The following is a 25,919-nucleotide window of genomic DNA, read 5'->3' on the forward strand; positions in this document are numbered from 1 at the left end:
CATGGGCGATTTCCCTGTCAGCGCAACGTGCCATCACGCTGTTGGATGGCTATCTAGCTGCGTGTCGCTTTGCGCGCCTCGGCATAGATCGGCGAATTTGCCGAGAGGGTGTAGCGGCCGCGCCGAGTTTTCTCTATCCGGCCTTCACGCAACAAAGTGCCGAAGCTGCGCAGGATTGCCTCGCGGTCGTCTTCCAGTTCCGGCTGCAACACCAGCACATGACCGACCATTTGCAGGCGGGAAACATCGGGATGCTCCTCGACATGGGTGGCATAGGCGGCCGCTGCCTCCAACAAAGCGGGCAGGGATTGCGCGCCCAAACGATCGACATAGACGGCAAACCCGACGACATCGCCAAAGATATTGCGCGCGTCGGTGCTGTCCAGCGCAGGGTCGAACGCGGGGTCGTTTTCGTCAAGCGATGCGGCCAGATGGCTGCCGGTTACACTGACAGAGGAAAGCTGGCTTTGCTCAACCGAGGGCCGTACCCGCGGCGTATCGATGCGCTGTTCGGACACGAGCATAAGAGGTGCTGGCCGTTTTGCCGGTTTGGCAGGCGCGCCCGGCGCGTTGGGATCGCGCGGGCGGACAGCACGCTCCAGATCGCTGCGATAGGGGTTCTTGCGCATCTCTTCGGTCGGGCCGGTCTTGCCGCCAGACTGGCGATCAGCAACGGTGGCCGCAACGGCAGCTTTGAGGTGGGAAATCGCGGACAGGCGGCGGCGGTTGTCGGGGCCATCCAGTTCAGAGTTGGTTTGGTCCAGCAGCCGCTTGACAGAGGCGTCATCGTCAGAGCCAGCCAGCTCAGCGCCGCGTCGGCGGTTCGAGGTCGGACGTGTCGGGCGCACTGGGCCGGTTTTGGCCTCGGTGGTTTCGGTCGCTGCGGGTTCGGCTTCTTCGCGCAGCGCGTCCAGCTCGCGCATCAGGTCTGCTTCGGCCTCGGGGCTTAGGGTCGGCTCGCTTGCGGTTTCGGGTGAAGGTTCTGACGTATCGGGGTTTTCCGCGACACGGCGAATTTTGATAACCCGGGCGCGTGCGCGCTCTAGAGTTGGGTTTACCTCGGCCTCGGCTTTGACTTCTTGCTCATCGTCGGATTGCGGTTCTGTGACAGCTTCGGCCTCTGGCACAGTATCACTATCTTGTTCGGCTTGGACCGGGCTGTCCGCGGACGGCATGTCAAGCACACCTGAATCGGTCGCAAAATTGGTCCCGAAAGATGTCGGCACAGTCATTTCAGTGGGCATATCGGCGGCGACGGGATCATCCGTCAAAGGGGCGCTGTCTGGCTGTGTGGTCTCGGCAACGGTTTCTTGAGGGACGGAGGTCTCTTCTGTTTCGGCCAGTGCAGCACTGAGAGAGGCGAGCAGATTATCATCATCGGCCTCTGCTTTGGGGTCCGCTTTGGCTGGGGGGTCAGCGGCCGCATCCTTGGCACTATCTGGCGCTTCTGCCACCGCCTCTGGACGATCCACGCCCTTGGCTGTGGTGGGCTCGGTCGGTGCAATCTTTGCTTCTGGCTTTGCCTCAGGCTCAGCCTTGATCGGCGGGCGGGTCATCTCGCCCGAGGCGCGGCCCTCGGCCATTGCGCTGCGAATACGAGACAGTTTTTCGACAACACTGTTTGAAATGGTGCCGTTTGCGGGCGCATTTTCGGCGGCTTCTTTCAACATTGTGTCGGGCTTGGCGGCAGGCGGGACCTGTTCCGACACTAAGGCAGGGGCGACATAATTTGGTGCGGGACCTGCATCGGGTCGCGAATCGGCTGCGCGCAAGACGACACCGTTTTCCTGAACCCGCGATTCCACGCGTCGCTGCATCTCACGTTCTGCGATTCTATGCAGCATGGCCGTGTCTGGCGTGGGTGGTTCTGCCCCGAAATAACGGTCATCTGCGGCCAAATCACGGAAATATTCCGCAATCGCCTTCATCGTGTTGAAAGGCTCGTCGAACCCCTCCAGTGTGCAAGAGAAGGTTCCGTAAGAAACCGTAAGTATTTTGCTCGCCCCGACCATTGGATGCTCGCCCTTTTTTGCCAATTCCCAGCATAGTTAACAGCAAAGGATGTTCAATTTCGTGAATTAATTGGGGTAACATTATGGAATAAATGTGTTCAAAGAACAGAATTCTGCCTTATTTGAGGAAACAGTTTTGTGACAAAAAGCGCTATTGTCGACTCTCGGGGCGGGGTAACCTTGATCGCGGGCGGGCCGGTAAGACGAAAAGATTTGATTGCGGCGCAAGGGCTTGCACCCTGTCTGGTGGCCGCTGACGGTGGTGCGGACCGGGCGCTGGCGCTGGGGGCGCACCCTGCGGCGGTGATCGGCGATCTTGACAGCATAACGCAAGCTGCTCGTACAGAGTTGGGCACCGCCGTGCACCACATTGCGGAACAAGACAGCACCGATTTTGACAAGGCCCTGCGCAATATCAACGCGCCTTTTGTGCTGGGCCTCGGGCTGCTTGGCGGGCGTGTGGATCATGAGTTGTCGGCGCTTGCCGTTCTGGCGCGCAGGGCTGCCGCTGCCTGTTTGCTGATCGGGCCGCAGGATGTGATCTTTGCGGCCCCGCCGCTGTTGACTATTGCGATGCGCGCGGGCGACCGGTTCAGCCTGTTTCCCTTCGCGCCGGTCACGGGGCGCAGCGAGGGGTTGCAGTGGCCGATTGAGGGTATCGGTTTTTCGCCAAGCGGGCGAGGCGGCACGTCGAATATGGCGCTTGGTCCGGTGCGGTTGGAAATGGACGCGCCGGGGATGCTGGTGATCGTCCCGCGCGCGCGGTTGCGCGAGGCGCTGGAGGCGCGGCTGGTGGCGGAGCCATGGAAATGCTGATCCTGCCGGTGCATCAAACAGTGGTGCTGGAAACGCCCAAGACCGGCTCCCTGGCCCTGCGCGCGATGCTTGCCCCCTATACCGTGCCACAATCGGACAAGGCACCGCGCCACATTGGCCATGACGCGTTTCGCCGTAATTTCGCGCCCGATCTGGTCATGGGGTTTGGCAGGCTGCCACAAACCGTGGCCGTGGTCCGCGCGCCGTTGGAGCGGATGCAAAGCTGGTATCGTTATCGCCGCCGCCCGCAGCTAAAAGGTCTGCCTGCCAGCACCCTTGGCGTCAGCTTTGAGGGATTCATGCTGGCCTATCTGGAGGGGGGGCGGCCGGAAATGGCGAATGTCGGCCGTCAAGACCGTTTTGTCGGCTGGGATGGCGTGCATGCGCGGGTGGACCATCTGTTCGACTATGCGCAGCTTAGCCTGTTGGAGCAATTCTTTTCCGCGCTGACAGGCGATGCTCTGACCCTGCCGGAAAGAAATAAGACCCCGAAAAGGGTGAGGGCGGATTATACCATAAGCGCCGAGGTGCTGGAGCGGTTTACCACAGATAACAGCGCGGAACTGGCCATGTATGGTGCCGTTGCGGCGGCGGGCCATCTGATGCGCCCCGGTTCAGGGGCGAAATTTAGCAGTTGGGCACATTGACGGCCAACCCGCCCAATGAGGTTTCCTTGTATTTCTCATGCATGTCCTGCCCTGTCTGGCGCATGGTTTCGATACAGGCATCAAGGCTGACCAGATGCACCCCGTCACCGCGCAGCGCCAATGAGGCCGCCGAGACCGCCTTGATCGCGCCCAGACCGTTGCGCTCGATACAGGGCACCTGCACCAACCCTTTGACCGGATCGCAGGTCATGCCGAGGTGATGCTCCAGCGCGATTTCGGCGGCATTTTCGATTTGCTCGGGGCTGCCACCCAATACAGCACAAAGCCCCGCCGCCGCCATGGCCGCGGCACTGCCAACCTCGGCCTGACAGCCTGATTCCGCGCCCGAGATGCTGGCGTTATGTTTGCACAGCCCGCCGATTGCCGCCGCTGTCAGCAGGAAGTCCGGCACCCTGGAGGCGCTCGCCCCCGGCACATGATCCAGATAATAGCGGATCACCGCAGGCACCACGCCCGCCGCCCCGTTGGTCGGCGCGGTCACAACCTGCCCACCGGCGGCATTTTCCTCATTCACCGCCATGGCATATAGCGACATCCAGTCGTTGATCACATGCGGCGCGGTCATATTCAGGCCGCGCTCGGCCAGAAGCGCCTCATGTATCGCCTTGGCGCGCCGCCGCACCTTGAGGCCGCCGGGCAGGATCCCCGTGCCTTCCATGCCGCGGTTGATGCAATCATTCATCACCTCCCATACCCGCGCAAGACCTTTGTCCAGGTCTTGTGGAGTGCGAAAACGCAGCTCGTTCTTGCGTTTCATCTGGGCGATGGTCAGCCCCGAGGATTGCGCCATCTCCAGCATCTCGGCCGCGTTTTGAAAGGGGTAGGGCACATCTGACCGGCTGTCGGTCTTGGTGGTGCCAGCGGCGGCATGTTCATCAGCCGTCAGAACAAAACCGCCCCCGATGGAATAATAGGTCTCGGAGAGGATCACATCGCCCTGCGCATCCGTGGCTTGGATCACCATACCGTTGGCATGGCCGGGCAGGCTTGGGCCGTAATCAAACAGCAAATCCTTGGTTAGGTCAAACTGCAACACGCCAAGGCCGGGCGCGTCGATGGTTTTGGTGTCCTTGATCGCGGTAAGGGCGGATTCGGCACGGGCCGCGTCATAGGATTGCGGCGCAAACCCTGCCAGTCCAAGGATGGTCGCCCGGTCGGTGGCATGGCCGACGCCGGTAAAGGCAAGGCTGCCATGAAGCGTGGCCTTTAGCCCATGGGCGGCAAAGGGGCTGTGGCGCAGGGTGTCCAGAAACCGCCCCGCCGCGACCATCGGGCCCATCGTGTGCGAAGAGGACGGGCCGATGCCCAATTTGAACATATCGAGGACAGAAAGAAACATAAGCACCCTTCATTTCATCTGCGCGGACGGCAGGCTTCAACCTCTAACGCCCCTGCGTGCCATACTATATCTTGAAAACGACATTTCCAACGGCTTCGCGCCACGCGGCCCGGATGTATCCGATTTTCGGCAGTCCTGCCGCTCCACAGGGGCAAAAGGCGCAATTGCCCCCTCGCACCGCGCGGCTGCCTCGCCTATAAGTGCCCAACAACAGTGAATGAGGACATTATGGCGGTAGAGCTTTCCCCGATCGAAAAGGCCAAATTCGTCGCCGCCAAACGGGCGGTTGATTGTATCGAAGATGGTATGAAGCTGGGGCTTGGTACCGGGTCCACCGCGGCATGGATGGTGCGCTGTCTGGCCGACCGTATCCGCGAAGAGGGGTTGCAGGTGCGCGGCGTTCCCACCTCTACCCGCACGGCGGAACTGGCGCGCAGCCTTGGCGTGCCGATCACCACGCTGGATGAGGTGCGCTGGCTTGATCTGACAATCGACGGGGCGGATGAATTCGACCCCGAGTTGAACCTGATCAAAGGTGGCGGTGCCGCGCTTTTGCAAGAGAAAATTGTCGCCACCGCCAGCGACCAGATGATCGTGATCACCGATGCCGCCAAAGAGGTGCGTCAGCTGGGCGCCTTCCCCTTGCCGGTGGAGGTGATCCCCTTTGGCTGGAAATCCACACAGGCCCTGATCGAGGAATTGTTGGGCAGCATGAATGTGCTGTCATGCGAATGTGCCTTGCGGATGAAGGACGGCGCGCCTTTGTTGACGGATGAGGCAAATTACATCATCGACCTGCATCTGAAACGGATTAACGAGCCGCGGCAACTGTCGATGGCGCTGAACCAGATCCCCGGCGTGGTAGAAAACGGGCTGTTTATTGATATCTGTGACATGGTGATTATCGGTCACGGCGATGGCCGTGTGGTCGTGCGCGACATCAATTCGGGCGAAATCAAGGGTGAGCGGGTAGAGTTCGAGCCAAGCGACAACGTCTTTGCCAACCCCGAGGATTGATCAGAAACCCCAACCCCTTTTTTCTATTTTCAAGGAGCCATGAAACATGAGTTTTGACTACGATCTTTTCGTCATTGGCGGTGGCTCTGGCGGGGTGCGTGCCGCGCGGATCGCTGCCGGAACCCATGGTGCCAAAGTGGCGCTGGCCGAGGAATTCCGCATGGGCGGCACCTGCGTCATTCGCGGCTGTGTGCCCAAAAAGCTGATGGTCTATGCCTCCAGCTATCCGGGGATGGTGGATGAGGCGCGGGCCTACGGTTGGGAGGCAAGCATTGGCCGGTTTGAGTGGTCCGATTTTCGCACCAAGTTGGAGACAGAGCTGACGCGGCTGGAGACGGCATATCGTTCCGGATTGACCAACGCAGGGGTGACGGTCTTTGACAGCCGCGCTGTGCTGGTTGATGCGCATACCGTCAAACTGGCCGACGGCAAAACCGTCAGCGCCAAACACATTCTTGTGGCCACGGGGGGTACGCCTTTCGTGCCAGATTTCCCGGGCCGTGAGATGGCGATCACCTCTGACGAGATTTTCAACGTCAAGGTCTTGCCCAAACGCGTTTTGATCGTCGGCGGCGGCTATATCGCGTCCGAATTTGCTTGTATCCTCAATGGTTTGGGCTGTGAGGTTGCGCAGTATTACCGCGGGGCGCAAATCCTGCGCGGATTTGATGAGGAGGCCCGCGGCCATGTGGCCGAGGCCATGCGCGAAAACGGTGTGGATATCCATTGCGGCACCACTGTGATGCGGCTGGAAAAAGCCGATGACGGTATCCGCGCGGTGGCAACCGATGGGTCGGAAAACGTTTTCGATGCGGTGCTTTATGCGACGGGCCGTATCCCCAATTCCAAAGGGTTGGGTCTTGAGGATCTTGGCGTCAAGCTGGGCCGTGGTGGGCAGATCGAGGTTGATGACTATAGCCAGACAGCGGTGCCTTCCATTTTTGCCGTGGGCGATGTGACCGACCGCATTAACCTGACGCCGGTCGCCATCCGCGAGGGTCACGCCTTTGCCGATACGGTTTTTGGCGGCCAGCGGCGCTGCGTCGACCACAGTCTTTTTGCTTCGGCTGTGTTTACCCAGCCCGAAATGGGCACCATCGGCATGACCGAAGAGGCCGCCCGCGCGCAAGAACCGATCGAAGTTTATGCAACCGCTTTCCGGCCTATGCAATCGGCTTTTGCCGGTGAGCAGGACCGCGTGTTGATGAAATTGATCGTGTCACAGGAAAGCCGCAAGGTTCTGGGCTGTCATATCGTCGCACCCGGCGCCGGTGAAATGATCCAGCTCGTGGGCATTGCGATGACAATGGGTGTCACCAAAGAGCAATTTGACGCGACAATCGCGGTTCACCCGACAATGTCCGAGGAGCTGGTTACGATGCGCAGCCCGGTTCGGACCGGCTAGGCTTGAATTTCTGGTAATAAACACCAGTTTAAACGGAATGTAAGAAGATAGGGAAAGATAATGGCAGGAAGCGGAGGACCTTGGGGCGGCGGTGGCGGCAACCGGGGCGATGATGGCAAGGACGAGGGCGGACGTCCCAATGGCGGGCGACGCCCCGGCAATGACGGGCCGCAAATTCCCGAAATTGACGAGATCATGAAAAAAGGGCAGGAACAGCTTCGCGTCCTGATGGGGGGTCGTGGCGGCAATCGGGGCGGCGGTTCCGGCGGCAGCGGCGGCGGGGCAGGGCCTTTGTTTTCCAAACAGGGGCTGGCGCTTGGCGGGATCGTGGCGCTTGGCCTTTGGGCCTTCGCGTCTTTCTATACCGTAAAGCCCGAGGAACGCTCGGTAGAGCTGTTTCTGGGCGAATTTTCATCCATCGGCAATCCGGGCCTGAATTTTGCGCCTTGGCCCTTTGTGACGGCTGAAATTGTGCAGGTGACGGGTGAACGTCAGACCGACATCGGCACGGGCCGGACAGGTGTGCTTGATGGCGGCTTGATGCTGACGCGCGACCAGAATATCGTCGATATCGAATTCCAGATCGTCTGGAATGTTTCCAATCCGGCGAACTACCTGTTCAATCTGGCCGATCCTGCCGACACTTTGCGCGCGGTTTCTGAATCCGCGATGCGCGATATTATCGCCCGGTCGGAACTGGCTCCGGTCCTGAACCGGGACCGCGGAGTTATTGCCTCGGATCTTCGGACCGCCGTGCAAAGCACGCTGGACAGCTATGAGGCAGGCATCAACGTGGTGCGAGTGAACTTTGACAAGGCCGACCCGCCGCGCGAAGTTATCGACAGCTTCCGTGAGGTGCAGGCCGCACAGCAACAACGTGACCGTCTGGAAAAAGAGGCCGATGCCTATGCCAACCGCGTCACTGCGGCGGCACGTGGTGCCTCTGCCCAGTTGACCGAAGAGGCCGAAGGTTACCGTGCCAGGGTGGTCAATGACGCGGAAGGTGAGGCAAGCCGCTTCCTTTCGGTCTATTCCGAATATGTCAAAGCGCCGGAAGTTACCCGCCGCCGGATGTATCTGGAAACCATGGAAGGTGTGCTTGGCGGTATGAACAAGGTCATCCTCGACGGTGTTTCGGGAGAGGGCGCAGCACAGGGCGTTGTGCCATATCTGCCGCTTAACAATCTGACGCCTGCCAGCAATACGACCGGCGGAGGGAGCAACTGATGAATAAATCTGCAATGATCCTACCCGCCTTGGTGCTTGTCGTCGCGGGTGTCCTGTCCTCGGTCTTTATCGTGGATGAACGGGAAAAAGCATTGGTCCTGCAATTTGGTCAGGTCAAAGCCGTCAAGGAAGAGCCGGGACTTGGGTTCAAAGTGCCGCTTATTCAGAACGTCGTGCGTTACGATGGCCGGATTCTGGGCCTGTTGACCCAACCGTTGGAGGTGACGCCTCTGGATGACCGCCGCCTTGTGGTTGATGCTTTCGCGCGCTGGCGTATCGTCGATCTGGTGAACTTCCGGGAATCGGTGGGCACCGAGGGCGTCCGCGCCGCACAGGTCCGTATCGAGCGTATCCTGAACGCCGCCATCCGTGAGGTTCTGGGCTCCGTGCCATCGCAGCGCGTGCTGTCCGAGGACCGGACCAGCCTGATGAACCTGATCCGTGATCAGGCCCGCCGTCAGGCGCTTAGCCTTGGGGTGGATGTGGTTGACGTGCGTTTGACCCGCACCGACTTGCCCGAACAGAACCTTGCCGCCACCTTTGCACGGATGCGTGCCGAACGTGAACGTGAGGCCGCCGATGAGATCGCCCGTGGTAATGAGGCCGCACAACGCGTTCGTGCCTCGGCCGACCGGACCGTGGTGGAGCTGACATCGCAGGCCCGCAAGGAATCCGAGGTGATCCGTGGTGAGGCTGACGCCGCCCGTAACGCGATCTATGCCGATGCCTTCGGCCGTGATCCCGAATTCTTTGCCTTCACCCGCTCTCTGACCAGCTACCAGCGGGCGTTGAAGGGGGAAAACTCCTCGATCGTGATGCAGCCGGATAGCCAGTTCTTCGACTATCTGCGCAGTGATGCGGGTCCCGAAACCGCTGAGTAAGGTTTCTGGACGACAAAAGGGCGCGGCGTTTGGTCGGGGGTATAAGGATGCCCCTTGCCGAAGGTCGCGCCTTTGCTTTTTTGGCATTGGGTGTTCACGTCCTGTTGACGGCTTTGGGATTCAGTTTGAATTGCGCCGCACCGCGACTAAGTAGATGATACCCTTGCAATGGCCGCCGTGCAGCTTAACGTGGCAGGGCGCAGAACTGATAACCGTGAAAAAGGAGCATCGAGTGCAATCGAGAAGCATTTCAACCGTCCGGTCTGCAGAAGCGCCGCAGCGATCGGCGATGGTGCGCGGCTTGACCGCGTTGGTTTTGGGCGCCGCATTGGTTCTATCACAGGTGACATGGGTGGAGGCGCGCGGCGCGCCAGAGAGTTTTGCCGATCTTGCGCAAAGCGTCAGCCCGTCGGTCGTCAACATCACAACCTCGACCACAGTTGCGGCGCGCGCCGATGGTATCCCGCAAGTGCCGCCCGGATCGCCCTTTCAGGACTTCTTTCAGGATTTTCTGGACCGCAACGGCAATGGCCGCAATGCCCCGCGCAGGTCTGAGGCACTCGGCTCGGGGTTCGTGATTTCCGAGGACGGCTATATCGTCACCAATAACCATGTGATTGATAAAGCCGATGAGATCGAGATCGAGTTTTTCTCGGGCCAGCGGCTTGAGGCCACATTGATCGGGACCGATCCGAAAACCGATATCGCCCTGTTGAAAGTGGAAAGCGACACCCCGCTGCCTTTTGTCCCGTTCGGTAATTCCGATCTGGCGCGTGTTGGTGACTGGGTGATGGCGATGGGCAACCCCTTGGGACAGGGATTTTCGGTTTCGGCAGGGATCATATCGGCCCGCGGTCGTGCGCTTTCGGGCACCTATGATGATTATTTGCAAACTGATGCTGCAATCAACCGCGGCAACTCGGGCGGGCCTTTGTTCAATATGGACGGGCAGGTCGTGGGCGTGAATACCGCCATTTTGTCCCCGACTGGCGGCTCTATCGGAATCGGGTTTTCGATGGCGTCCAATGTCGTCGATAAAGTCGTCAAACAGCTCAAAGAGTTTGGCGAGACACGTCGCGGCTGGCTTGGGGTACGCATTCAGGATGTAACGCCGGATGTGGCTGAGGCGATGGGCCTGAAAGAGGCCAAAGGCGCGCTGATCACCGATGTGCCCGAAGGCCCGGCGCGTGAGGCAGGGGTGCTTGCAGGTGATATCATCACCTCTTTTGACGGGGCCAATGTGGCCGATACACGGGAGCTGGTGCGTCGTGTTGCCGATGCCCCTGTGGGCGAGGCCGTGCGCGTGGTCGTCCTGCGCGATGGTAAAACCCAAACGTTATCCGTCACCTTGGGACGCCGCGAAACAGCCGAAGCGGAACCTGCGACAAGCGGGCCGGATGCCGAGCCGAGCAGCGCCGATGTCATGGGACTTAGTGTGAAACCGTTGACGCCGGATGTCGCGGGCGAATTGGGTCTGTCTGCGGATGCTTCGGGTTTGGCCGTGGTTGCGGTGGATGAAACATCCGAAGCCTATACCAAGGGGTTGCGCGTAGGCGACGTGATCACCGAGGCTGGGCAGCAAAAGGTTGTGCGGGTTCAAGATCTGCAGGACCGCGTGGCCGAGGCGCGTGATGCGGGGCGTAAATCCTTGCTGCTATTGGTGCGTCGCGCCGGTGATCCTCGCTTTGTCGCGATCAATATTGAAAAATAGCCAAGGTATATTTGGTTTCTGCTACGAAAGGCCCGGGGTGAAATCCGGGCCTTTTTCGCTTTGGCTTAATTGCCAATTGAGCCGCCTTTCGCCGGTTCAGTCAAACCAAACTGGTCCTGGCGGATTTAGCGTTCGAACTCGCCGACTGTGATGCCAAGCCGACGAGCTGCGGCAAGCGACAGCTTGTCCGAGCCAAGGCCCAAGGGCTCTTGATAGAGGCGGATCGCGCGTCGGGTTTGCGCATCAAGCCGCCCGGTAAGGCCGCCCGTGTAATAACCGCGCGCCTTGAAGGCACGTTGTAAACTGGACAAGAAGTCCACCGTCATCTCGTCAGTGCAAGGCGTGCGAAACCAAATCTCGCGCCGGTCCTGTATGATATGCTGTGCAGTTTTTGTTTCAAAAACCGCTGTTTGGGTCACATTGCCCTGCGCATCCAGTACCTCGGGACGGATTTGAACCTGCTCGGTCACGGTTTCGATGATGGCAGGGGTCACATCATCGGCCCAGCATATACCGGCACCCTTGCTCGGGGGCGTTGCCGCGGTCTTGGTAACCAGCTCATTTGTCAGGTTAACGGCCTCGACCGCGGTCGGCAGGGGCTGACAGCCCAACATGACAATCGCCAGTAACGTGAAAGTAGCGGTGCGATGCATGGTGGTGCTTTTGATTGTTGACCCTAGCCACAAGCATAGACAAAATTGCCGCAATGTGAAGCGCAGCTCTGTTCGGGTTGCGCGGCATTTTGTGCCCTATGACCGTCTGGCAAATCCTTACGTATTGCCGTAAAACTGCACAATAGGGCCTCAAGCGGGCCATAGTATGGGATAAGGGACAAGCATGGCAAAGATTACCTATGTGGAATTCGGCGGCAAGGAACATGTGGTTGAGGTCAAAACCGGCCTGACCGTTATGGAAGGTGCGCGCGACAACGGCATTCCCGGGATTGAGGCGGATTGTGGTGGCGCTTGTGCCTGTTCCACATGCCATGTCTACGTCGATCCTGCCTGGGTGGATAAACTTCCCCCCAGGGACGGTATGGAAGAAGATATGCTCGATTTCGCTTTTGAGGCTGATCCAGCGCTCTCACGTCTGACATGCCAGATCAAGGTAACGGATGCATTGGACGGCCTACGCGTCCAGATGCCCGAGAAACAGATCTGATACCGGTCAAAAGTTTCACGCTGCCGGTTTCGACTGTCGCCCACGGTTTGGCAGGGGCTCGATGTCCCTGCCAAACCGTTCATCTTACTTTTGCAATTCGGTCCAGATCGCAGTCAGATATTCTTGCGATTTCGCCCCGCAGGTTGGCAAAAACCGTCCCGCTTTGGCGTGTTCCGCAGGGGCAACCACTTCTGGCGCGGTTTTCATATCTTCGGGCATAAATGCCTCTGATCCTGCAATCCCATTGGCATAGCGTGCAAAGGCGGAAATCATGGCCGCATGTTCCGGCTCCATGATATAGTTGATGAACGTATAGGCATTGTCCACATTCTTGGCATCCGACAACAGCGCCACTGAATCCATGAATAACGGATAGCCCTCTCTGGGATAGCCGAAGGCCACATCCGGGTTCGCAACCCGCGCCCGCATGCTGGATCCGTTCCAGTTTACCGAGGCCGCCCAGTCGTTATTCGACAGCTTCTCGGTCGCGCCGTAATCCATCGACAGCCAGTCCTCTTTGGCCGCCAGCACCAGATCGCGCACCTTCTTCAGCACCTCGACATCTTCGGTACAGGCCTCACCGCCGACGTTGAAGATCGCCATATTCAGCACATCGGTCATTTCCGGCACGACGTTGATCTTGCCCTTCAGCTCATCAGGAACGCGCAAGAAGATGTCGGATGTGTTGATATCCCCGTCATAGACCGAGGTATTGACCGCAACGCCAACCGATCCCCATTGCCACGGAACCGAATATTTACGCCCTTCATCCCAAGGGACATTCACCCATTCGGGGGCAATATTGCCTTTGTTCGGCAGCTTGCTGTCATCCAGTTCTTGGATAAGGCCCTTGCTGACCCAGATCGGGATATAATTGGCCGAGGGCACCACAAGGTCAAAGCCTGATCCGCCCGCCTCTACCTTGGCGAGGGCGGCGGTGTTGCTGTCGTAATCGGTCACGGTGACCTTGATGCCGGTATCGGCCTCGAATTTCTTGATCAACTCGGGTGAGGTATAATTCCCCCAATTATAAAGCTGCAACTCGCCCTCGGCCGCGGCAAGCGATGTGCTTGCCAGTAAAACTGCGGTTGCCGTTATTATTGTTTTCATGGCTCTCTCCGTTGGTTGTTACTTGTCATTTTTGCGTGTCAGCAGGAAAAACGCGGTCAGCAGCGCCACCGTCAGCGCCAGCAGCACCGTCGAGATCGCATTGACCTCTGGCGTGATGGCGCGGCGCATCTGGCCCAGCATATAGGTGGGCAAGGTGTCTTGCCCGCCGGATTTGACGAACTCGGTGATCACCACATCATCAAGGCTGATGACAAAGGCCAGCATCGCCCCCGCGATGATCCCCGGCAGCATCAAGGGCAGGGTGACATAGCGAAAGGTCTGCCAATGGCTTGCATAAAGATCACCGGCGGCGGTCTCCAACGTCAGGTCCATCCCCTCCAGCCGCGCGCGGATCGGCAGATAGGCAAAGGGAACGCAAAAGGCGGCATGGGCGATGATCAGATACCAAAGCCCGGTATAGCCGGTCGCAACCTTGATCGAGGCAAAGAAGATCAAAAGCGCCACGGCGGTGACGATCTCGGGGACCATCAGCGGCTGGTTGATCATCACATATATCGCCGTCTGACCCTTGAATGCCTTGCGGCGCGTGGTGCCAAGGGCGGCCATGGTCGCCACCGTGGTCGCAATTGCCGAGGCCGTCGCGGCGATAATCAGGGATCGGTAGGTCGCCCCCTTCACCGCCTCATTTTCCCAAGCCTTGGCGTACCAGTCGAGCGAGAAACCCTCCCAGACGGCAACCGACTGGCCTGCGTTGAAGCTGTAAATCACCAGTGTAATGATCGGCAGATAGAGCAGCACAAAAGCCGTCAGTGCGATGGTGCGAAAGCCGGGCAGGCGGGCAACCTCAAAGGCGCGATTAGCCATTTTGATTATCCCCCTTATTTGCCGCGCGCACATATATCAGCAGCGCCACCATCACCACACAAAGCAATGTCATCGAAAGCGCAGCCCCCAAGGGCCAGTTGCGCCCCTGTCCGAATTGCAGCTCGATGAAGTTGCCGATCATCATATTCTTGCCGCCGCCCAAGACGCGCGGCGTAACATAGGCCCCGAGCGAGGGCACGAACACAAGAATAGAACCCGCAACAATCCCCGGCTTTACAATCGGCAAGATCACCCGGCGCAGCACTTGGCCCCGGCTGGCATAAAGATCATACCCCGCCTCCAACAGTCGCATGTCAAAGCGGTCAATGGCGGCGTAAAGCGGCAAGACCATCAAGGGCAGATAGACATAGGCCATGCCGATCAGCACGGCGGTATCGGTATAGATGATGCGGATCGGCTCTGCGATCACGCCCAGCCAGATCAGGAAGGTGTTCAGCAGCCCCTCGTTGCGGATCACCTCATTGATCGCCACTGTGCGGATCAAGAGGTTGGTCCAGAACGGAATGGTGATCAGAAACAGCCAGAAGGCGCGCTGTGCGGGCGGGCGTGTCGCGATGAACCATGCCGTCGGAAAGCCGATGGCAAAGGTGACGGCGGTGGTCATCAAGGACAGTTTGACAGATCGCCAAAAGATCGACAGATGCGCATCGGCCAGATGGTAGGTGCCGTCAAATATATCCTTGGTATAGAGGATCGAAATCCAGCCGCGCAGGTCGAAATCCCAGACCACATTGCCATATTCCCCCGGTGCAAGGAAGGAATAGGTCAGCACGATCAACAAGGGCCCCGAGGCGGCAAAAAGCAACAGCACCAGCGCAGGCGTGGACAAAAGCCATGCGTTGCGGGTCTTGCGGGTTTCGGCGTCGGTTTCGGCTGACATATCAATCCTCCAGAGCGAGAAGGGCGCCTTCGGCAAAGAGGACACCGACAGGGGTGCCCTCTTTCATGGCCTCACCGCCCTGTGCCGGGCTTTGCTGACGGGCGACGATATCTATGCCCCCTTCAAGATGCAGATGCAGATGGGTGTCGGTCCCGAAATAGACGGTAGAGGCCACATGCGCGGGCATCGCCCCTTCTGTTCCAAGCGGGACCACCCGCAGCTGTTCTGGCCGGATGGTAAGGTTAACCCGCCCCTGCGGGGCGCTCATCGGCAGTCTGGCGCCATTGGCGAGGGTGACGCTGGTGCCGTCACTTTGCCCGCTCAGGAAATTGGTTTCCCCGATAAAGCTGGCCACAAAACGGTTGGCGGGACGGGTGTAGATATCGCGCGGGGTGCCGATCTGCTGGACATGGCCCGCGCTCATCACGGCGATGCGGTCGGACATGGTCAGGGCCTCTTCCTGGTCATGGGTGACAAAGACAAAGGTGATGCCGGTTTCCTGTTGCAGCCGTTTCAACTCGATCTGCATTTCCTTGCGCAGTTTCAAATCCAGCGCCGACAGGGGTTCATCCAGCAACAAGACCTTGGGGGTGGGGGCCAAGGCACGGGCCAGTGCCACGCGCTGTTGCTGACCGCCCGAAAGCTGGCTGGTCTTGCGGTTGGCCATCGGTTCCAACTGAACGAGGGCCAGCATGCGGGCCACGCTCTCGGTCACCTCGGCCTTGGGACGGCCCTGCATTTGCAACCCGAAGCCGATGTTTTCGGCAACTGTCAGATGTGGAAACAGCGCATAGCTTTGAAACACCGTGTTCACGGGGCGTTTGTTCGGCGGCAGATGGGTGATGTCGTCACCATTCAGCAGGATCTTGCCCGAGGTGGGCGTATCAAACCCCGCAATCAGCCGTAAAAGCGTGGTCTTGCCACATCCCGAAGGCCCCAGCAGGGTAAAGAACTCACCCTGCTTTATCTCTATTGAAACGTTGTCCAATGCCTTGATCGCCACGGCACCCTGCCCAAAGGCCTTGACGATACTCTTGGCCTCAACGGCGGTTGGGATTGTGGTCATTGGCTGCTCCGGCTTGAATTATCCCACCACCCTAAGCCGCAGGTTTCGGATATGGCAAGAAAGATTGTTAGCGGGAACATCACAGGGGTGGCGTTTTGCAGGCGGCGGCGCCTGTTGCTTACACAGGGATGGTTTTGCCCAAAACTGCGGCAACTTCTGCCTCGATCCGCGTGGGGGTGATGGGTTTGGCCAAATAGCCGTCAAGCCCGCTGGCAAGATAATATGCACGATGCTCTGCCATCGCGTCGGCGGTCATGGCGATGACGGGCAAAGAGGCAATGTCACCGGGCAGGGTCCTGATCTTGGCCAGCGTTTCCAATCCGCTCATATCCGGCATATTCATGTCCAAAAGCACAAGGTCGGGGTTGCTTCGTTCCAAAATTTCCAAGGCCTCGGCGCCGCTTGCCGCCTCCAGCATTTTGGCCCCCAGCATGCGCAGATAGGTGGCGGCAACCAGCCGGTTGGTGGTGACGTCGTCAACCACCAGAACGGTCAGACCGGCGGTGGTGGCCGGAAGCGGGGCGGGGGCGGCGGGTTGTACCTCTGCGTGGGTCATCCTGAGTGTGAGGGCAAGATGGGCGCCGCGCTGTTCCGCTCTATTGGGCACGATCACCAGATCACCACCCATTTGCCGTGCCAGCGTGCGGGTGATGGACAGGCCAAGCCCGCTGCCCGAGACCCCCGCCGGGGACGGGTGGTTTGTGCAAAAGGGCTCGAACACCTTATCGTGCAGGTGTGGCGGTATGCCCGGGCCGCTGTCGTATATATCGATGCGCAACACGGCCATGCCGTCTGCATCTGTTTCGGTTACGGCGAAGATCTGGATACCGCCCTGTTTGGTGCTTTTGAGCGCATTGGACAAAAGGTTAGACAGACATTGGCGCAGTCGCTGCGGGTCCAGCTGCCAGAACTTATCCAAGCTTTTATCGATGCTCTGACCCAGCGTCAGACCCGCCTCGGAAATGGCAGGTTGATAGAGAGCAAGGGTCGAGGTGATCTCTTGACTTGGGCAAACGGTTTCGGGGCGGATGGGCAGGCTGCCCGCCTCGATCGCGGACATATCCAGAATGTCGTCAAGCAGTGTCGAAAGCCCCTCGGCCGAGGCGATTAGCACCGAGAGCCGGGTCTTGCCAAGAGCGTCACGGTTGCGGCGCAGCTCTGCATGGCCCATGCCCAAGATCGCATTCAGCGGGGTGCGCAACTCATGGCTGACCTGTGCCAGAAAACGGCTTTTGGCGCTATTGCTGTCTAGTGCTGCCTGACGGTCCAGCGCGGAATCCCGGTGTAGGCGGTGGCTGGTATGCATCGCAAATAAGGTATAAGCGCCGCCACAAAAAATCGCCAGCGAGGTTAGGCCCAGCCCATAGAAATCCCGCAGCTGGAGCCAGTAATAGGTATTGCCAAAGACGGTTGACAGCACAACAGCCCACAAACCGGTGTAGCCAAAAGGCAGATGCACAGTGCGCGCCGAGATAAGCTGCATCAGCGTGGCCATGACCAGCCCCACGGAAAAAGCCTTGGCATTATGGACATTTTGTTGCCAGATCAGGGCGCTTGGCAGGCAAAAGCTGAAATGTACCAAGAACATACAGCCTATGACAAAGGCATAGCGTCTGGGTTGGCGCGCAGGATCCAGTCCGCGCATAAAGGACATTGACAGGAACTCTGCGCCAAGGTTGATAACAATCGCCAGAATGGAAAACCAGGCCGGCAAATAGATGATCGTCAACAACAGCGCCATGACCGGCAGCGCCATCCTGACCCATCGCTCACGCCACAAATGGTCAAGCTGGCGCTTGATCTCATCTGTTGTGCTATAGGCTTGCGACGCGTTTTGCAGGGGTTCGTTCCTTTGGGCAATCATCGGCGCTTGGGGCGTTGGACAGGAGGGGGGTGCGGTCAGTAAAGCCCGCAACTAGCGCATAAGTAAAGCGATCTCTTGTTGCAAACTACCTTGAGGTGAGTAGATCAAAATGCGGTTGTCATCGGTGACAACGGCAATCCAGCCCTCGCCAAAGGTTGCGGCCTGCGCGTTGACCCCCTCGGGCAGGGTGATGGCGTCCGGCAATTGAGGCAAGCTGGCAGGTTGTGATGTAAAGCTTTGCGGCATGCGGGTGACAATCACCGCCGTCACGGTTATGACCGCGACAATCATGGTGATCATCAGTGCGATCACCAATCCTTTTAGAAACCTGAGGCTGGGCGGAAGCCCTTCCGGTGCCGGAGCCTGTTCCATGGCCAATTCATCCTTGCCTGTTTTGCATGTCACCATCGGGGAGGCCCCGCCTGACCGTCTTGATAAGGCGCTTGCGCGTGATGTGCCAGAAGAAGCGTCGCTGTCGCGGTCGCGATTGGTAAAGATGATCGGGCAGGGGTTGGTGGCGCTGGAGGGCGCGCCCGTCACCAACCCCAAGGCGCGGGTCGAGGAGGGGCAGGTCTATGCGCTGACGCTGGAGGCGGCGGTGGATGTGGATACATTGGCCGAGGATATCCCCCTGAACGTGGTCTGGGAGGATGCCGATCTGATCGTGGTCGATAAACCGGCGGGCATGGTGGTGCATCCGGCACCGGGGTCATGGACCGGCACGTTGGTGAATGCGCTCTTGCATCATTTTGGCGGCAACCTTTCGGGTGTGGGCGGTGAAAAACGTCCCGGTATCGTCCACCGGATCGACAAGGAAACCAGCGGCCTGTTGGTCGTCGCCAAATCGGATCGCGCGCATCACGGCCTGGCCGCACAGTTTGAGGCGCATAGCGTCAACCGCCGCTATCTGGCGGTGGTGAACGGGGCGCCTGATGCCGCCGATCCGCGCCTGCGGGGGATCAAGGGGGCCAGTTTCGAGCCGGGGAATATCCTGCGTATCGCAACCAATCTGGCGCGCCACCGCACCGACCGCCAAAAACAGGCGGTTTATTTCGACGGGGTGGGGCGCCATGCCGTGACCCGGTCGCGCACGCTTGAAACCTTTGGTACGCCACCTGTGGCCGCTCTTGTGGAGTGTTGGCTGGAAACCGGCCGCACCCATCAGATCCGCGTTCATATGGCCTATGCAGGTCACGGGTTGATCGGGGATCCGACCTATGGCGGCAAACGCAAGGTGAGTGAAAAGGCGCTTGGCGCGTCGGCTGTTGCGGCGGTCGAGGGCTTTGGCCGTCAGGCACTACATGCCGCGACCTTGGGCTTTGCGCATCCCGTGACCGGTGAGATGCTGGAGTTTTCCTCGGAACTGCCCGAAGATATGAAGAATTTGTTAACCGCGCTTGGTCATGTTATCTGACATATACGTGATCTGACGGACACATCTCTGGAAAAGCGACGGAACCTGACACATCTTGAGTTTAACGCAGGTAACAGGGCGCAACCGCCCTTGTGCGTTGCTTAATTTTGCCAAGCCCGGGCACGGCACAGACCAAATGCGGGACGGAGGACATTGAATGAGTACCTATGCAAATCTGCCAGCCCCAAGTCCGGAACAGGGCCTGAACCGCTATATGCAGGAAATCCGCAAGTTTCCCCTGTTGGAGCCTGAAGAGGAATACATGCTTGCCAAACGCTGGGTGGACCACCAAGACAGCACGGCGGCGCATAAGATGGTGACCTCTCATTTGCGTTTGGCGGCGAAAATCGCAATGGGGTATCGCGGTTATGGCTTGCCGCAGGCCGAGGTGATCTCGGAGGCGAATGTAGGCCTGATGCAGGCGGTTAAACGCTTTGACCCCGAAAAAGGTTTCCGCTTGGCGACCTATGCCATGTGGTGGATCCGTGCCAGCATTCAGGAATATATCCTGCGGTCATGGTCCTTGGTGAAACTGGGCACGACCTCGGCCCAGAAAAAGCTGTTTTTCAACCTGCGTAAGGCCAAGGCGAAACTCGGCGCGCTGGAAGAGGGTGATTTGCGCCCCGAAAACGTCGCCCGGATTGCCACAGAATTGAACGTGACTGAGGCAGAGGTCATCTCAATGAACCGGCGTATGTCGGGGGGGGATGCCTCACTGAATGTCACGGTCGGATCTGATGGTGAAGGGTCGACGCAATGGCAGGACTGGCTTGAGGATGAAGACAGCGATCAGGCCAATGATTATGCTGAAAAGGACGAGATGGACACCCGCCGCGAGATGATGATCGAGGCGATGTCCGTCCTGAATGATCGCGAAAAGGACATTCTGGTGCAGCGCCGTTTGAACGAGGTGCCTGTCACATTGGAAGAGCTTTCGGAGACCTATAGCGTTTCGCGTGAACGTATCCGGCAGATTGAGGTGCGGGCGTTTGAAAAGCTGCAAGACAAGATGCGGGAGCTTGCGCGCCAAAAGGGGATGGCGATCCCCGCCTAGATCCGCAATTCGGTGCGTTTCTTGCGCGGCAAGGCGTCGCGGATCATTGCATAGGACGCCTCAATTGCTTGGCCCAGCTCGGCGTCGGATAATCCGCCGGGCGGGCCATAGTGCTGCAACCATTTGAACCCGCGTGAGGCCAGATAGGGGGCAGGGCGAATGCCCTCTTCTTGGCCAAGCACTTCGAACAGCAGGTCCGAGGTCTTGAACGATACCCCGTCATTGCTGACGATGGCAAAGACCTTGCCGCCGATCTTCCACACGTCCGCCGCGGCCCATTGCACGACATGGGTCGTGGCCGGAAGGGCGCAGCAAAAGGCATTGATCTGGTCGCGCTGCATCTGTTCCCCAATAAAAAGCCCCTACCGCGACTTTACACACGGTAGGGGGCATAAGATAGCCTGTTTGCCTGCACTTAGAAATTCCAGTCTTCGTCCTCGGTCGCAACCGCCTTGCCGATGACATAAGAGGAGCCGGAGCCCGAAAAGAAGTCGTGGTTCTCGCTGTCAGGCGACAGGGCCGCCATGATCGCGGGGTTTACCTCACAGGCGGCAGGCGGGAACAGTGCCTCATAGCCGAGATTTTGCAGCGCCTTATTGGCGTTGTAATGCAAGAACGCCTTTACATCTTCGGTTAGCCCGATGCCGTCATAAAGTTCGGCGGTGTATTTCGCCTCGATCTCATAAAGGTCGAACATCAGGGCAAAGGCGTAATCCTTCAGCTCTTCGCGGCGCGCAGGGGTTTCGCGTTCCAGCGCGCGCTGGAATTTATAGCCGATGTAATAGCCGTGCACCGCCTCATCGCGGATGATCAGCCGGATCAGGTCGGCGGTATTGGTCAGCTTGCCACGGCTGGACCAATACATCGGCAAATAGAAACCGGAATAGAACAGGAAGCTTTCCAGAAACACAGACGCGATCTTGCGCTTCATCGGGTCGGCACCGGCGGCGTATTTTTCACAAATCAGCCGTGCTTTGGCCTGCAGGTGCGGGTTGTCCTCGGACCAGCGAAAGGCCTCATCCACCTCTTTGGTGGTACAAAGAGTGCTGAAAATCGAGGAATAGCTGCGCGCGTGAACCGCCTCCATAAAGGCGATATTGGTCAACACCGCTTCTTCATGCGGGGTCTGGGCATCAGGTAGCAAGGACGGCGCGCCGAGGGTGTTTTGCACCGTATCGAGCAGCGTCAAGCCGGTGAAAACCCGGATCGTCAGCTCGCGCTCTTCGGGGCGCAGGGTGGCCCAGGACTGCACGTCATTGGACAGCGGTACCTTTTCGGGCAGCCAGAAGTTGACGGTAAGCCGGTTCCAGACCTCAAGGTCCTTGTCGTCTTCCAGCCTGTTCCAGTTAATGGCGCGCGGCACGGCGGTGGTGGTGTTCATATCTTTCACAGACTTTCCTTACAGCGAGCAAGAGACGCAGCCTTCAACCTCTGTCCCCTCAAGGACGGTTTGGCGCAAGCGAATGTAATAAATGGTTTTAATGCCCTTTTTCCAGGCATAGATCTGGGCGCGGTTGATATCGCGCGTCGTGGCCTCGGCGGGGAAGAACAGCGTCAGCGACAGGCCTTGATCCACATGTTCGGTCGCGGCGGCATAGGTGTCGATGATCGCATCCGGCCCGATTTCATAGGCATCGCGGTAATATTCGAGGTTCTCGTTGTTCATGTAGGCCGCCGGGTAATAGACGCGGCCGATCTTGCCTTCCTTGCGCACCTCGATCTTGGAGACAATCGGATGGATCGAGGAGGTGGAGTTGTTGATATAGCTGATCGAACCGGTCGGCGGCACCGCTTGCAGGTTACGATTGTAAAGCCCGTGGGCCATGACGTCAGCCTTGAGCGCCTGCCAATCGGCGCGGTTCGGCAGGGTGATGTTGGTGAACACACGGGTCACATCTTGGGAAGTGGGCAGCCAGTCGCGGGTGGTATATTTGTCAAAGAACGACCCATCCGCATAGGTGGAATCCTCAAACCCCACAAAGGTCTTGCCGCGTTCCTGCGCCAGAAGGTTGGAGGCACGGATTGCATGAAAGGCCACGGCGGCAAAGTACACGGAGGTGAATTCAATGCCTTCCGGGCTGCCGTAGTGGATATGTTCGCGCGCAAGGAAGCCGTGCAGGTTCATCTGGCCAAGGCCGATGGCGTGGGCCTCGTCATTCCCATGCCGCACCGAAGGCACGGAATCGATCGCAGACATTTCGGATACGGCTGTCAGGGCGCGTACTGCGGCCTCGATCGTGGCGCCGAAATCGGGACCGTCCATTGTGCGCGCAATGTTCAGGCTGCCAAGGTTGCACGAAATATCGGTGCCCATTTTGGCATAGCTGAGGTCATCGTTGAATTCGGACGCGCGGTTGACCTGCAAAATTTCCGAACACAGGTTCGACATGCTGATCCGCCCCGCAATCGGGTTGGCGCGGTTCACCGTGTCCTCAAACATCACATAAGGATAGCCGGATTCGAACTGGATCTCGGCGATTGTCTGGAAAAACTCACGCGCGTTGATCTTTTTCTTGCGGATCCGCTTGTCGTCCACCATCTCGGCGTATTTCTCGGTGACCGAGATTTCCGAGAAGGGAACGCCGTAAACTTTGGCCACGTCATGCGGCGAAAAGAGGTACATATCCTCATTCTTTTTGGCCAGTTCAAAGGTGATATCGGGGATCACCACGCCAAGCGAGAGTGTCTTGATGCGGATCTTTTCATCGGCATTTTCGCGCTTGGTATCAAGGAACTGATAAATATCGGGGTGGTGGGCATTGAGGTAAACCGCCCCCGCCCCCTGACGCGCGCCCAATTGGTTGGCATAGCTAAAGCTGTCTTCCAGTAGTTTCATTACCGGAATAACGCCCGAGGATTGATTCTCGATCCCTTTGATCGGCGCGCCCGCCTCACGCAGGTTGGTCAGCATCAAGGCCACGCCGCCGCCACGTTTCGACAGTTGCAGCGCCGAGTTGATGCCGCGTCCAATACTTTCCATATTGTCTTCGAGGCGCAGCAGGAAACAGGAAATCAGCTCTCCGCGCGACGCTTTGCCCGCGTTCAGAAATGTTGGCGTGGCGGGCTGGAAACGGCCTGCGATGATCTCTTCCATAAAGCGCATGGCCTGGGTTTCATCACCGCGGGCCAGTGCAAGCGCGACCATGACCACACGATCCTCATAACGCTCCAAATAGCGCTGCCCGTCACGGGTCTTCAGCGTATAGCTTGTGTAATATTTGAACGCCCCAAGGAAGGTCGGAAAGCGGAACTTGGCACCAAATGCAGCCTCCCAGATCTTGCGCTGGAAGTTCTTGGAATATTGATCCAGAACTTCGGCCTCATAATAGCCTTCCTCGACCAGATAGCCGAGTTTTTCGTCAAGGCTATGAAAGAAAACGGTATTTTGATTGACATGCTGCAAGAAATACTCGCGTGCGGCCTTGCGGTCAGCATCAAAGCGAATTTTCCCCTCATTATCATAGAGGTTCAGCATGGCATTCAATGCGTGGTAGTCCAGCGCAGGCTTTACGACGTCGAGCATTCAGTCCCCCAGAATTCGGCAAGGCCCGTTCGAACACGGGTGATATCGGTTTCGGTTCCCGCCAGCTCAAACCGGTAGAGCACGGGGATATTACATTTTGCGGAGATCACGTCGGCAGCACAAGCATAGGTTGTGCCGAAGTTACGATTTCCGGCGCCAATAACGCCACGCAAGCCCGCGCGGCGAGATGGATCATTCAAAAAGCGGATCACTTGTTTTGGCACTGCCCCACGCCCCGCGCCATCGGCGAAGGTCGGGCAGATCAACACATAGGGTGTAACAAGATCCGGCATAGGATCGTTCGGGCGAATAGGGATTCGCGCAGCAGCTAGACCCAATTGTGCAATGAAACGCGCCGTATTTCCAGAGGTCGACGAGTAATAGACAAGCCGGGTCACATCATCAGGCCAATTGGCCAATCATATCAGGGCGAAAGCCCGCCCAATGCGCATCACCGGCGATCACAACGGGGGCTTGGCGGTATCCCAACGAGGTAACGCGGTCCATCGCGTCTGCGTCTTCGGTCAGGTCTACCACAGTGTAGGTGATCCCCTTCGCATCCAAAGCGCGGGTGGTGGCGGTGCATTGCACGCAAGCGGGTTTGGAGTAAACGGTGATGGTCATGCCTGTGATCCTTATCAGTGTTTTTAGCGCGAGGATGAGACACGTGATTAAAGCAGGTTTTACGCCCGCTTCCAATACACGTATTCGCGCCCGCCGCGCGGTTTCGCCTATGATGTCAGGGCAGGTTTCCTGGCTTCGTGGTTCATCGCGCGGCTGCCTTCCCAAGGATCGCCCCTCAGTGACATATTAGCCTTGCGAACCACTTACAGTTGCGGGGGCAGCGCTGGATTAGGTTATCTGACGACACTAGCTTCCCTTTTTCACCCCGAGTCGCCCCGAGGACCATGACACCAGCAGTGGTGGATGAGAGGGGGCTCTTTGTCAATATATTGTGGTGCTAAATGGTGTCAAAATTAGGACTGTTGCCGAAATGCGCTGCGGATCGCAGTGTCGCCCGCTGTGCGGCACCGTTTACAGGGCAATTCCATGACGGGCAGCCAAGTCTATTTCTGCCTGTAAGACGGGCCTATAAGAGATGAATTCACTGGCTGAGCATAAGGGTAGGTTCAATGCTGAAATCAGTGGTGCGTCATAATGGCCTGACAACAGCAAGATCCCCTCGCGCGCCAGATGGTCCCGCGTGCCCCGACCATTGTCGGAGCGGATGCGGCGCATGAAATCCTGTTGTTTGGCGACGGCCTCAACCACATCGCGGGTGATGGGGGTGCCTTGCACCTCGCGGAACAGGTTGGCCATACGCTGGTTGCCCGATTGCCCGGCAAAGATGCGCTCGACCACCTCGGGCGCGACGGTGCGCCAGAAATTCGGCGGATAGGGATGGTCCTGCAGCAGCCAGAGGATATTGGCAAAGCCGGGGGCTGAGATGCTTTTCTTGGCGTCCTTGTTCTGGCCAAGCGTCAGATAGTCGGGGCGCGTCACGATCAGCCCCAGATAGCACAACGCCCGCGCCTCATCCGCGGCGACCAGAATACAGGGGTGGCCTTGGGCCTCGGTCGGGATCATCCAATTGCTGCCCATGGTGTTCTTGATATCGACATCATACCCCAGAATCACCGTATCCAGCTTGCCCTTGGGCAGGCGCAGCATGGCGCGCAGCTCTATCTCTACCCGCGTGCCGATATAGGTCTTTTCGGTCTTTTCCAGCTCGTCATAAGATCGCCGCCCGGTTTTGGGCGTCATGATCACATCATCGATGCATTGGCGCAGCATCGCCGGAAATTCCGCAGCCAAGGCCGTTTCGCCACCGGCGCGGTCCGATATCTCATCGGCAATGGCCGTCAGCAGGCCATGATCGGGATGGCTTGGGGTGATGATGCTTGGGGGAATAGTCGTTTTCAAAA

Annotated in this window: 25 protein-coding genes and 1 riboswitch; of the genes, 10 read left to right on the forward strand and 15 right to left on the reverse strand. The window is 58.5% G+C overall.

Going from position 1 to position 25,919, the window contains the following annotated elements; translation table 11 throughout:
* Positions 1-53 precede the first annotated feature (53 nt).
* Positions 54-2,012 carry a hypothetical protein gene (locus AKU94_RS17500; RefSeq protein WP_050528533.1) on the reverse strand — a complete coding sequence of 653 codons (1,959 nt, stop codon included), beginning with the start codon at positions 2,010-2,012 and terminating at the stop codon, positions 54-56.
* Positions 2,013-2,150: 138 nt separating this feature from the next.
* Here AKU94_RS17500 and AKU94_RS17505 point away from each other — a divergent pair, with 138 nt between their 5' ends.
* A complete protein-coding gene (locus tag AKU94_RS17505) occupies positions 2,151-2,828 on the forward strand; it encodes a thiamine diphosphokinase (protein WP_232295805.1) in 678 nt (225 codons plus the stop codon).
* Positions 2,816-3,475 (forward strand): hypothetical protein, encoded by a 660-nt coding sequence (locus AKU94_RS17510; RefSeq protein WP_157056600.1) that lies wholly within the window; start codon positions 2,816-2,818, stop codon positions 3,473-3,475. Before AKU94_RS17505 ends, AKU94_RS17510 begins: the two co-directional genes overlap by 13 nt.
* Here the strand turns inward: AKU94_RS17510 and AKU94_RS17515 are convergent.
* The gene (locus tag AKU94_RS17515; protein WP_050528535.1) at positions 3,456-4,835 is read right to left on the reverse strand and encodes an L-serine ammonia-lyase; all 1,380 of its coding nucleotides are present in this window, start codon (positions 4,833-4,835) and stop codon (positions 3,456-3,458) included. The two genes, AKU94_RS17510 and AKU94_RS17515, sit on opposite strands and share 20 nt — an antisense overlap.
* A gap of 228 nt (positions 4,836-5,063) precedes the next feature.
* Between AKU94_RS17515 and rpiA the strand changes: the two genes are divergently transcribed.
* The 5 genes from rpiA (at position 5,064) to AKU94_RS17540 (ending at position 11,076) form a co-directional block, all read left to right on the forward strand.
* Positions 5,064-5,852 carry a ribose-5-phosphate isomerase RpiA gene (gene rpiA, locus AKU94_RS17520; protein WP_050528536.1) on the forward strand — a complete coding sequence of 263 codons (789 nt, stop codon included), beginning with the start codon at positions 5,064-5,066 and terminating at the stop codon, positions 5,850-5,852.
* A gap of 46 nt (positions 5,853-5,898) precedes the next feature.
* On the forward strand, positions 5,899-7,257 hold the full coding sequence (gene gor / locus AKU94_RS17525; protein WP_050528537.1) for a glutathione-disulfide reductase: 1,359 nt from the start codon (positions 5,899-5,901) through the stop codon (positions 7,255-7,257).
* 60 nt (positions 7,258-7,317) lie between these two features.
* Entirely contained in the window at positions 7,318-8,484 is a 1,167-nt protein-coding gene (gene hflK / locus AKU94_RS17530) for an FtsH protease activity modulator HflK (protein WP_050528538.1), read from the forward strand.
* Positions 8,484-9,365: a protease modulator HflC gene (hflC, locus tag AKU94_RS17535; RefSeq protein ID WP_050528539.1), complete on the forward strand. Its 882-nt coding sequence runs from the start codon at positions 8,484-8,486 to the stop codon at positions 9,363-9,365. The genes hflK and hflC overlap by 1 nt, the downstream gene beginning before the upstream one ends.
* 289 nt (positions 9,366-9,654) lie before the next feature.
* The gene (locus tag AKU94_RS17540) at positions 9,655-11,076 is read left to right on the forward strand and encodes a Do family serine endopeptidase (RefSeq protein WP_198144947.1); all 1,422 of its coding nucleotides are present in this window, start codon (positions 9,655-9,657) and stop codon (positions 11,074-11,076) included.
* A 125-nt stretch (positions 11,077-11,201) separates the two neighbouring features.
* On the opposite strand, the gene AKU94_RS17545 is transcribed toward AKU94_RS17540, so the two are convergent.
* Positions 11,202-11,729: a peptidoglycan-binding domain-containing protein gene (locus AKU94_RS17545; RefSeq protein ID WP_050528541.1), complete on the reverse strand. Its 528-nt coding sequence runs from the start codon at positions 11,727-11,729 to the stop codon at positions 11,202-11,204.
* Positions 11,730-11,913: 184 nt separating this feature from the next.
* On the opposite strand from AKU94_RS17545, the gene AKU94_RS17550 reads away from it, so the two are divergent.
* The gene (locus AKU94_RS17550; RefSeq protein WP_050528542.1) at positions 11,914-12,237 is read left to right on the forward strand and encodes a 2Fe-2S iron-sulfur cluster-binding protein; all 324 of its coding nucleotides are present in this window, start codon (positions 11,914-11,916) and stop codon (positions 12,235-12,237) included.
* An 84-nt stretch (positions 12,238-12,321) separates the two neighbouring features.
* Here AKU94_RS17550 and AKU94_RS17555 read toward each other — a convergent pair whose 3' ends face one another.
* The 6 genes from AKU94_RS17555 to AKU94_RS17580 form a co-directional block, all read right to left on the reverse strand.
* Positions 12,322-13,347 carry an extracellular solute-binding protein gene (locus AKU94_RS17555; protein WP_050528543.1) on the reverse strand — a complete coding sequence of 342 codons (1,026 nt, stop codon included), beginning with the start codon at positions 13,345-13,347 and terminating at the stop codon, positions 12,322-12,324.
* A gap of 18 nt (positions 13,348-13,365) precedes the next feature.
* The gene (locus tag AKU94_RS17560; protein ID WP_050528544.1) at positions 13,366-14,172 is read right to left on the reverse strand and encodes an ABC transporter permease; all 807 of its coding nucleotides are present in this window, start codon (positions 14,170-14,172) and stop codon (positions 13,366-13,368) included.
* Complete coding sequence (locus AKU94_RS17565) at positions 14,165-15,073, reverse strand: ABC transporter permease (protein WP_050528545.1); 909 nt, start codon at positions 15,071-15,073, stop codon at positions 14,165-14,167. Before AKU94_RS17565 ends, AKU94_RS17560 begins: the two co-directional genes overlap by 8 nt.
* A 1-nt stretch (position 15,074) precedes the next feature.
* Positions 15,075-16,139 carry an ABC transporter ATP-binding protein gene (locus tag AKU94_RS17570; protein ID WP_050528546.1) on the reverse strand — a complete coding sequence of 355 codons (1,065 nt, stop codon included), beginning with the start codon at positions 16,137-16,139 and terminating at the stop codon, positions 15,075-15,077.
* 118 nt (positions 16,140-16,257) lie between these two features.
* Entirely contained in the window at positions 16,258-18,003 is a 1,746-nt protein-coding gene (locus tag AKU94_RS17575; RefSeq protein ID WP_050528547.1) for a response regulator, read from the reverse strand.
* A 51-nt stretch (positions 18,004-18,054) separates the two neighbouring features.
* Positions 18,055-18,375, reverse strand: coding sequence for a DUF6476 family protein (locus AKU94_RS17580; RefSeq protein ID WP_050528548.1), 321 nt, complete (start codon positions 18,373-18,375; stop codon positions 18,055-18,057).
* Here AKU94_RS17580 and AKU94_RS17585 point away from each other — a divergent pair.
* Both AKU94_RS17585 and rpoH read left to right on the forward strand, forming a co-directional pair.
* On the forward strand, positions 18,374-19,417 hold the full coding sequence (locus AKU94_RS17585; protein ID WP_050528549.1) for an RluA family pseudouridine synthase: 1,044 nt from the start codon (positions 18,374-18,376) through the stop codon (positions 19,415-19,417). The two genes, AKU94_RS17580 and AKU94_RS17585, sit on opposite strands and share 2 nt — an antisense overlap.
* Positions 19,418-19,574: 157 nt before the next feature.
* Positions 19,575-20,471, forward strand: a complete 897-nt coding sequence (rpoH, locus tag AKU94_RS17590) for an RNA polymerase sigma factor RpoH (protein WP_050528550.1) — start codon at positions 19,575-19,577, stop codon at positions 20,469-20,471.
* On the opposite strand, the gene AKU94_RS17595 is transcribed toward rpoH, so the two are convergent.
* The 6 genes from AKU94_RS17595 to AKU94_RS17620 form a co-directional block, all read right to left on the reverse strand.
* Positions 20,468-20,812: an MmcQ/YjbR family DNA-binding protein gene (locus AKU94_RS17595; RefSeq protein WP_050528551.1), complete on the reverse strand. Its 345-nt coding sequence runs from the start codon at positions 20,810-20,812 to the stop codon at positions 20,468-20,470. The two genes, rpoH and AKU94_RS17595, sit on opposite strands and share 4 nt — an antisense overlap.
* A 74-nt stretch (positions 20,813-20,886) precedes the next feature.
* Positions 20,887-21,852 carry a class 1b ribonucleoside-diphosphate reductase subunit beta gene (nrdF, locus tag AKU94_RS17600; RefSeq protein WP_050528552.1) on the reverse strand — a complete coding sequence of 322 codons (966 nt, stop codon included), beginning with the start codon at positions 21,850-21,852 and terminating at the stop codon, positions 20,887-20,889.
* An 18-nt stretch (positions 21,853-21,870) separates the two neighbouring features.
* On the reverse strand, positions 21,871-23,994 hold the full coding sequence (nrdE, locus tag AKU94_RS17605; RefSeq protein ID WP_050528553.1) for a class 1b ribonucleoside-diphosphate reductase subunit alpha: 2,124 nt from the start codon (positions 23,992-23,994) through the stop codon (positions 21,871-21,873).
* Complete coding sequence (nrdI, locus tag AKU94_RS17610; protein ID WP_050528736.1) at positions 23,979-24,392, reverse strand: class Ib ribonucleoside-diphosphate reductase assembly flavoprotein NrdI; 414 nt, start codon at positions 24,390-24,392, stop codon at positions 23,979-23,981. The genes nrdE and nrdI overlap by 16 nt, the downstream gene beginning before the upstream one ends.
* Positions 24,393-24,396: 4 nt before the next feature.
* The gene (gene nrdH / locus AKU94_RS17615; protein WP_050528554.1) at positions 24,397-24,618 is read right to left on the reverse strand and encodes a glutaredoxin-like protein NrdH; all 222 of its coding nucleotides are present in this window, start codon (positions 24,616-24,618) and stop codon (positions 24,397-24,399) included.
* Positions 24,619-24,720: 102 nt separating this feature from the next.
* Positions 24,721-24,920: riboswitch (cobalamin riboswitch) on the reverse strand.
* A 109-nt stretch (positions 24,921-25,029) separates the two neighbouring features.
* Positions 25,030-25,917, reverse strand: coding sequence for a NaeI family type II restriction endonuclease (locus tag AKU94_RS17620; protein WP_050528555.1), 888 nt, complete (start codon positions 25,915-25,917; stop codon positions 25,030-25,032).
* Between the last annotated feature and the right edge of the window lie 2 nt (positions 25,918-25,919).

Source organism: Pseudorhodobacter aquimaris, assembly GCF_001202025.1.
Lineage (GTDB): Bacteria > Pseudomonadota > Alphaproteobacteria > Rhodobacterales > Rhodobacteraceae > Pseudorhodobacter > Pseudorhodobacter aquimaris.

Bases quoted from the DNA above. Each gene is read 5' to 3' on its own strand.
- rpoH (WP_050528550.1), top strand. From the start codon at position 19,575: ATGAGTACCTATGCAAATCTGCCAGCCCCAAGTCCGGAACAGGGCCTG.
- AKU94_RS17555 (WP_050528543.1), bottom strand. From the start codon at position 13,347: ATGAAAACAATAATAACGGCAACCGCAGTTTTACTGGCAAGCACATCG.
- rpiA (WP_050528536.1), top strand. From the start codon at position 5,064: ATGGCGGTAGAGCTTTCCCCGATCGAAAAGGCCAAATTCGTCGCCGCC.
- AKU94_RS17540 (WP_198144947.1), top strand. From the start codon at position 9,655: ATGGTGCGCGGCTTGACCGCGTTGGTTTTGGGCGCCGCATTGGTTCTA.
- hflK (WP_050528538.1), top strand. From the start codon at position 7,318: ATGGCAGGAAGCGGAGGACCTTGGGGCGGCGGTGGCGGCAACCGGGGC.
- AKU94_RS17515 (WP_050528535.1), bottom strand. From the start codon at position 4,835: ATGTTTCTTTCTGTCCTCGATATGTTCAAATTGGGCATCGGCCCGTCC.
- nrdF (WP_050528552.1), bottom strand. From the start codon at position 21,852: ATGAACACCACCACCGCCGTGCCGCGCGCCATTAACTGGAACAGGCTG.
- AKU94_RS17580 (WP_050528548.1), bottom strand. From the start codon at position 18,375: ATGGAACAGGCTCCGGCACCGGAAGGGCTTCCGCCCAGCCTCAGGTTT.
- AKU94_RS17595 (WP_050528551.1), bottom strand. From the start codon at position 20,812: ATGCAGCGCGACCAGATCAATGCCTTTTGCTGCGCCCTTCCGGCCACG.
- gor (WP_050528537.1), top strand. From the start codon at position 5,899: ATGAGTTTTGACTACGATCTTTTCGTCATTGGCGGTGGCTCTGGCGGG.
- AKU94_RS17575 (WP_050528547.1), bottom strand. From the start codon at position 18,003: ATGATTGCCCAAAGGAACGAACCCCTGCAAAACGCGTCGCAAGCCTAT.
- AKU94_RS17570 (WP_050528546.1), bottom strand. From the start codon at position 16,139: ATGACCACAATCCCAACCGCCGTTGAGGCCAAGAGTATCGTCAAGGCC.
- AKU94_RS17565 (WP_050528545.1), bottom strand. From the start codon at position 15,073: ATGTCAGCCGAAACCGACGCCGAAACCCGCAAGACCCGCAACGCATGG.
- AKU94_RS17510 (WP_157056600.1), top strand. From the start codon at position 2,816: ATGGAAATGCTGATCCTGCCGGTGCATCAAACAGTGGTGCTGGAAACG.
- AKU94_RS17585 (WP_050528549.1), top strand. From the start codon at position 18,374: ATGGCCAATTCATCCTTGCCTGTTTTGCATGTCACCATCGGGGAGGCC.
- hflC (WP_050528539.1), top strand. From the start codon at position 8,484: ATGAATAAATCTGCAATGATCCTACCCGCCTTGGTGCTTGTCGTCGCG.
- AKU94_RS17500 (WP_050528533.1), bottom strand. From the start codon at position 2,012: ATGGTCGGGGCGAGCAAAATACTTACGGTTTCTTACGGAACCTTCTCT.
- nrdE (WP_050528553.1), bottom strand. From the start codon at position 23,994: ATGCTCGACGTCGTAAAGCCTGCGCTGGACTACCACGCATTGAATGCC.
- AKU94_RS17550 (WP_050528542.1), top strand. From the start codon at position 11,914: ATGGCAAAGATTACCTATGTGGAATTCGGCGGCAAGGAACATGTGGTT.
- AKU94_RS17545 (WP_050528541.1), bottom strand. From the start codon at position 11,729: ATGCATCGCACCGCTACTTTCACGTTACTGGCGATTGTCATGTTGGGC.
- nrdH (WP_050528554.1), bottom strand. From the start codon at position 24,618: ATGACCATCACCGTTTACTCCAAACCCGCTTGCGTGCAATGCACCGCC.
- AKU94_RS17560 (WP_050528544.1), bottom strand. From the start codon at position 14,172: ATGGCTAATCGCGCCTTTGAGGTTGCCCGCCTGCCCGGCTTTCGCACC.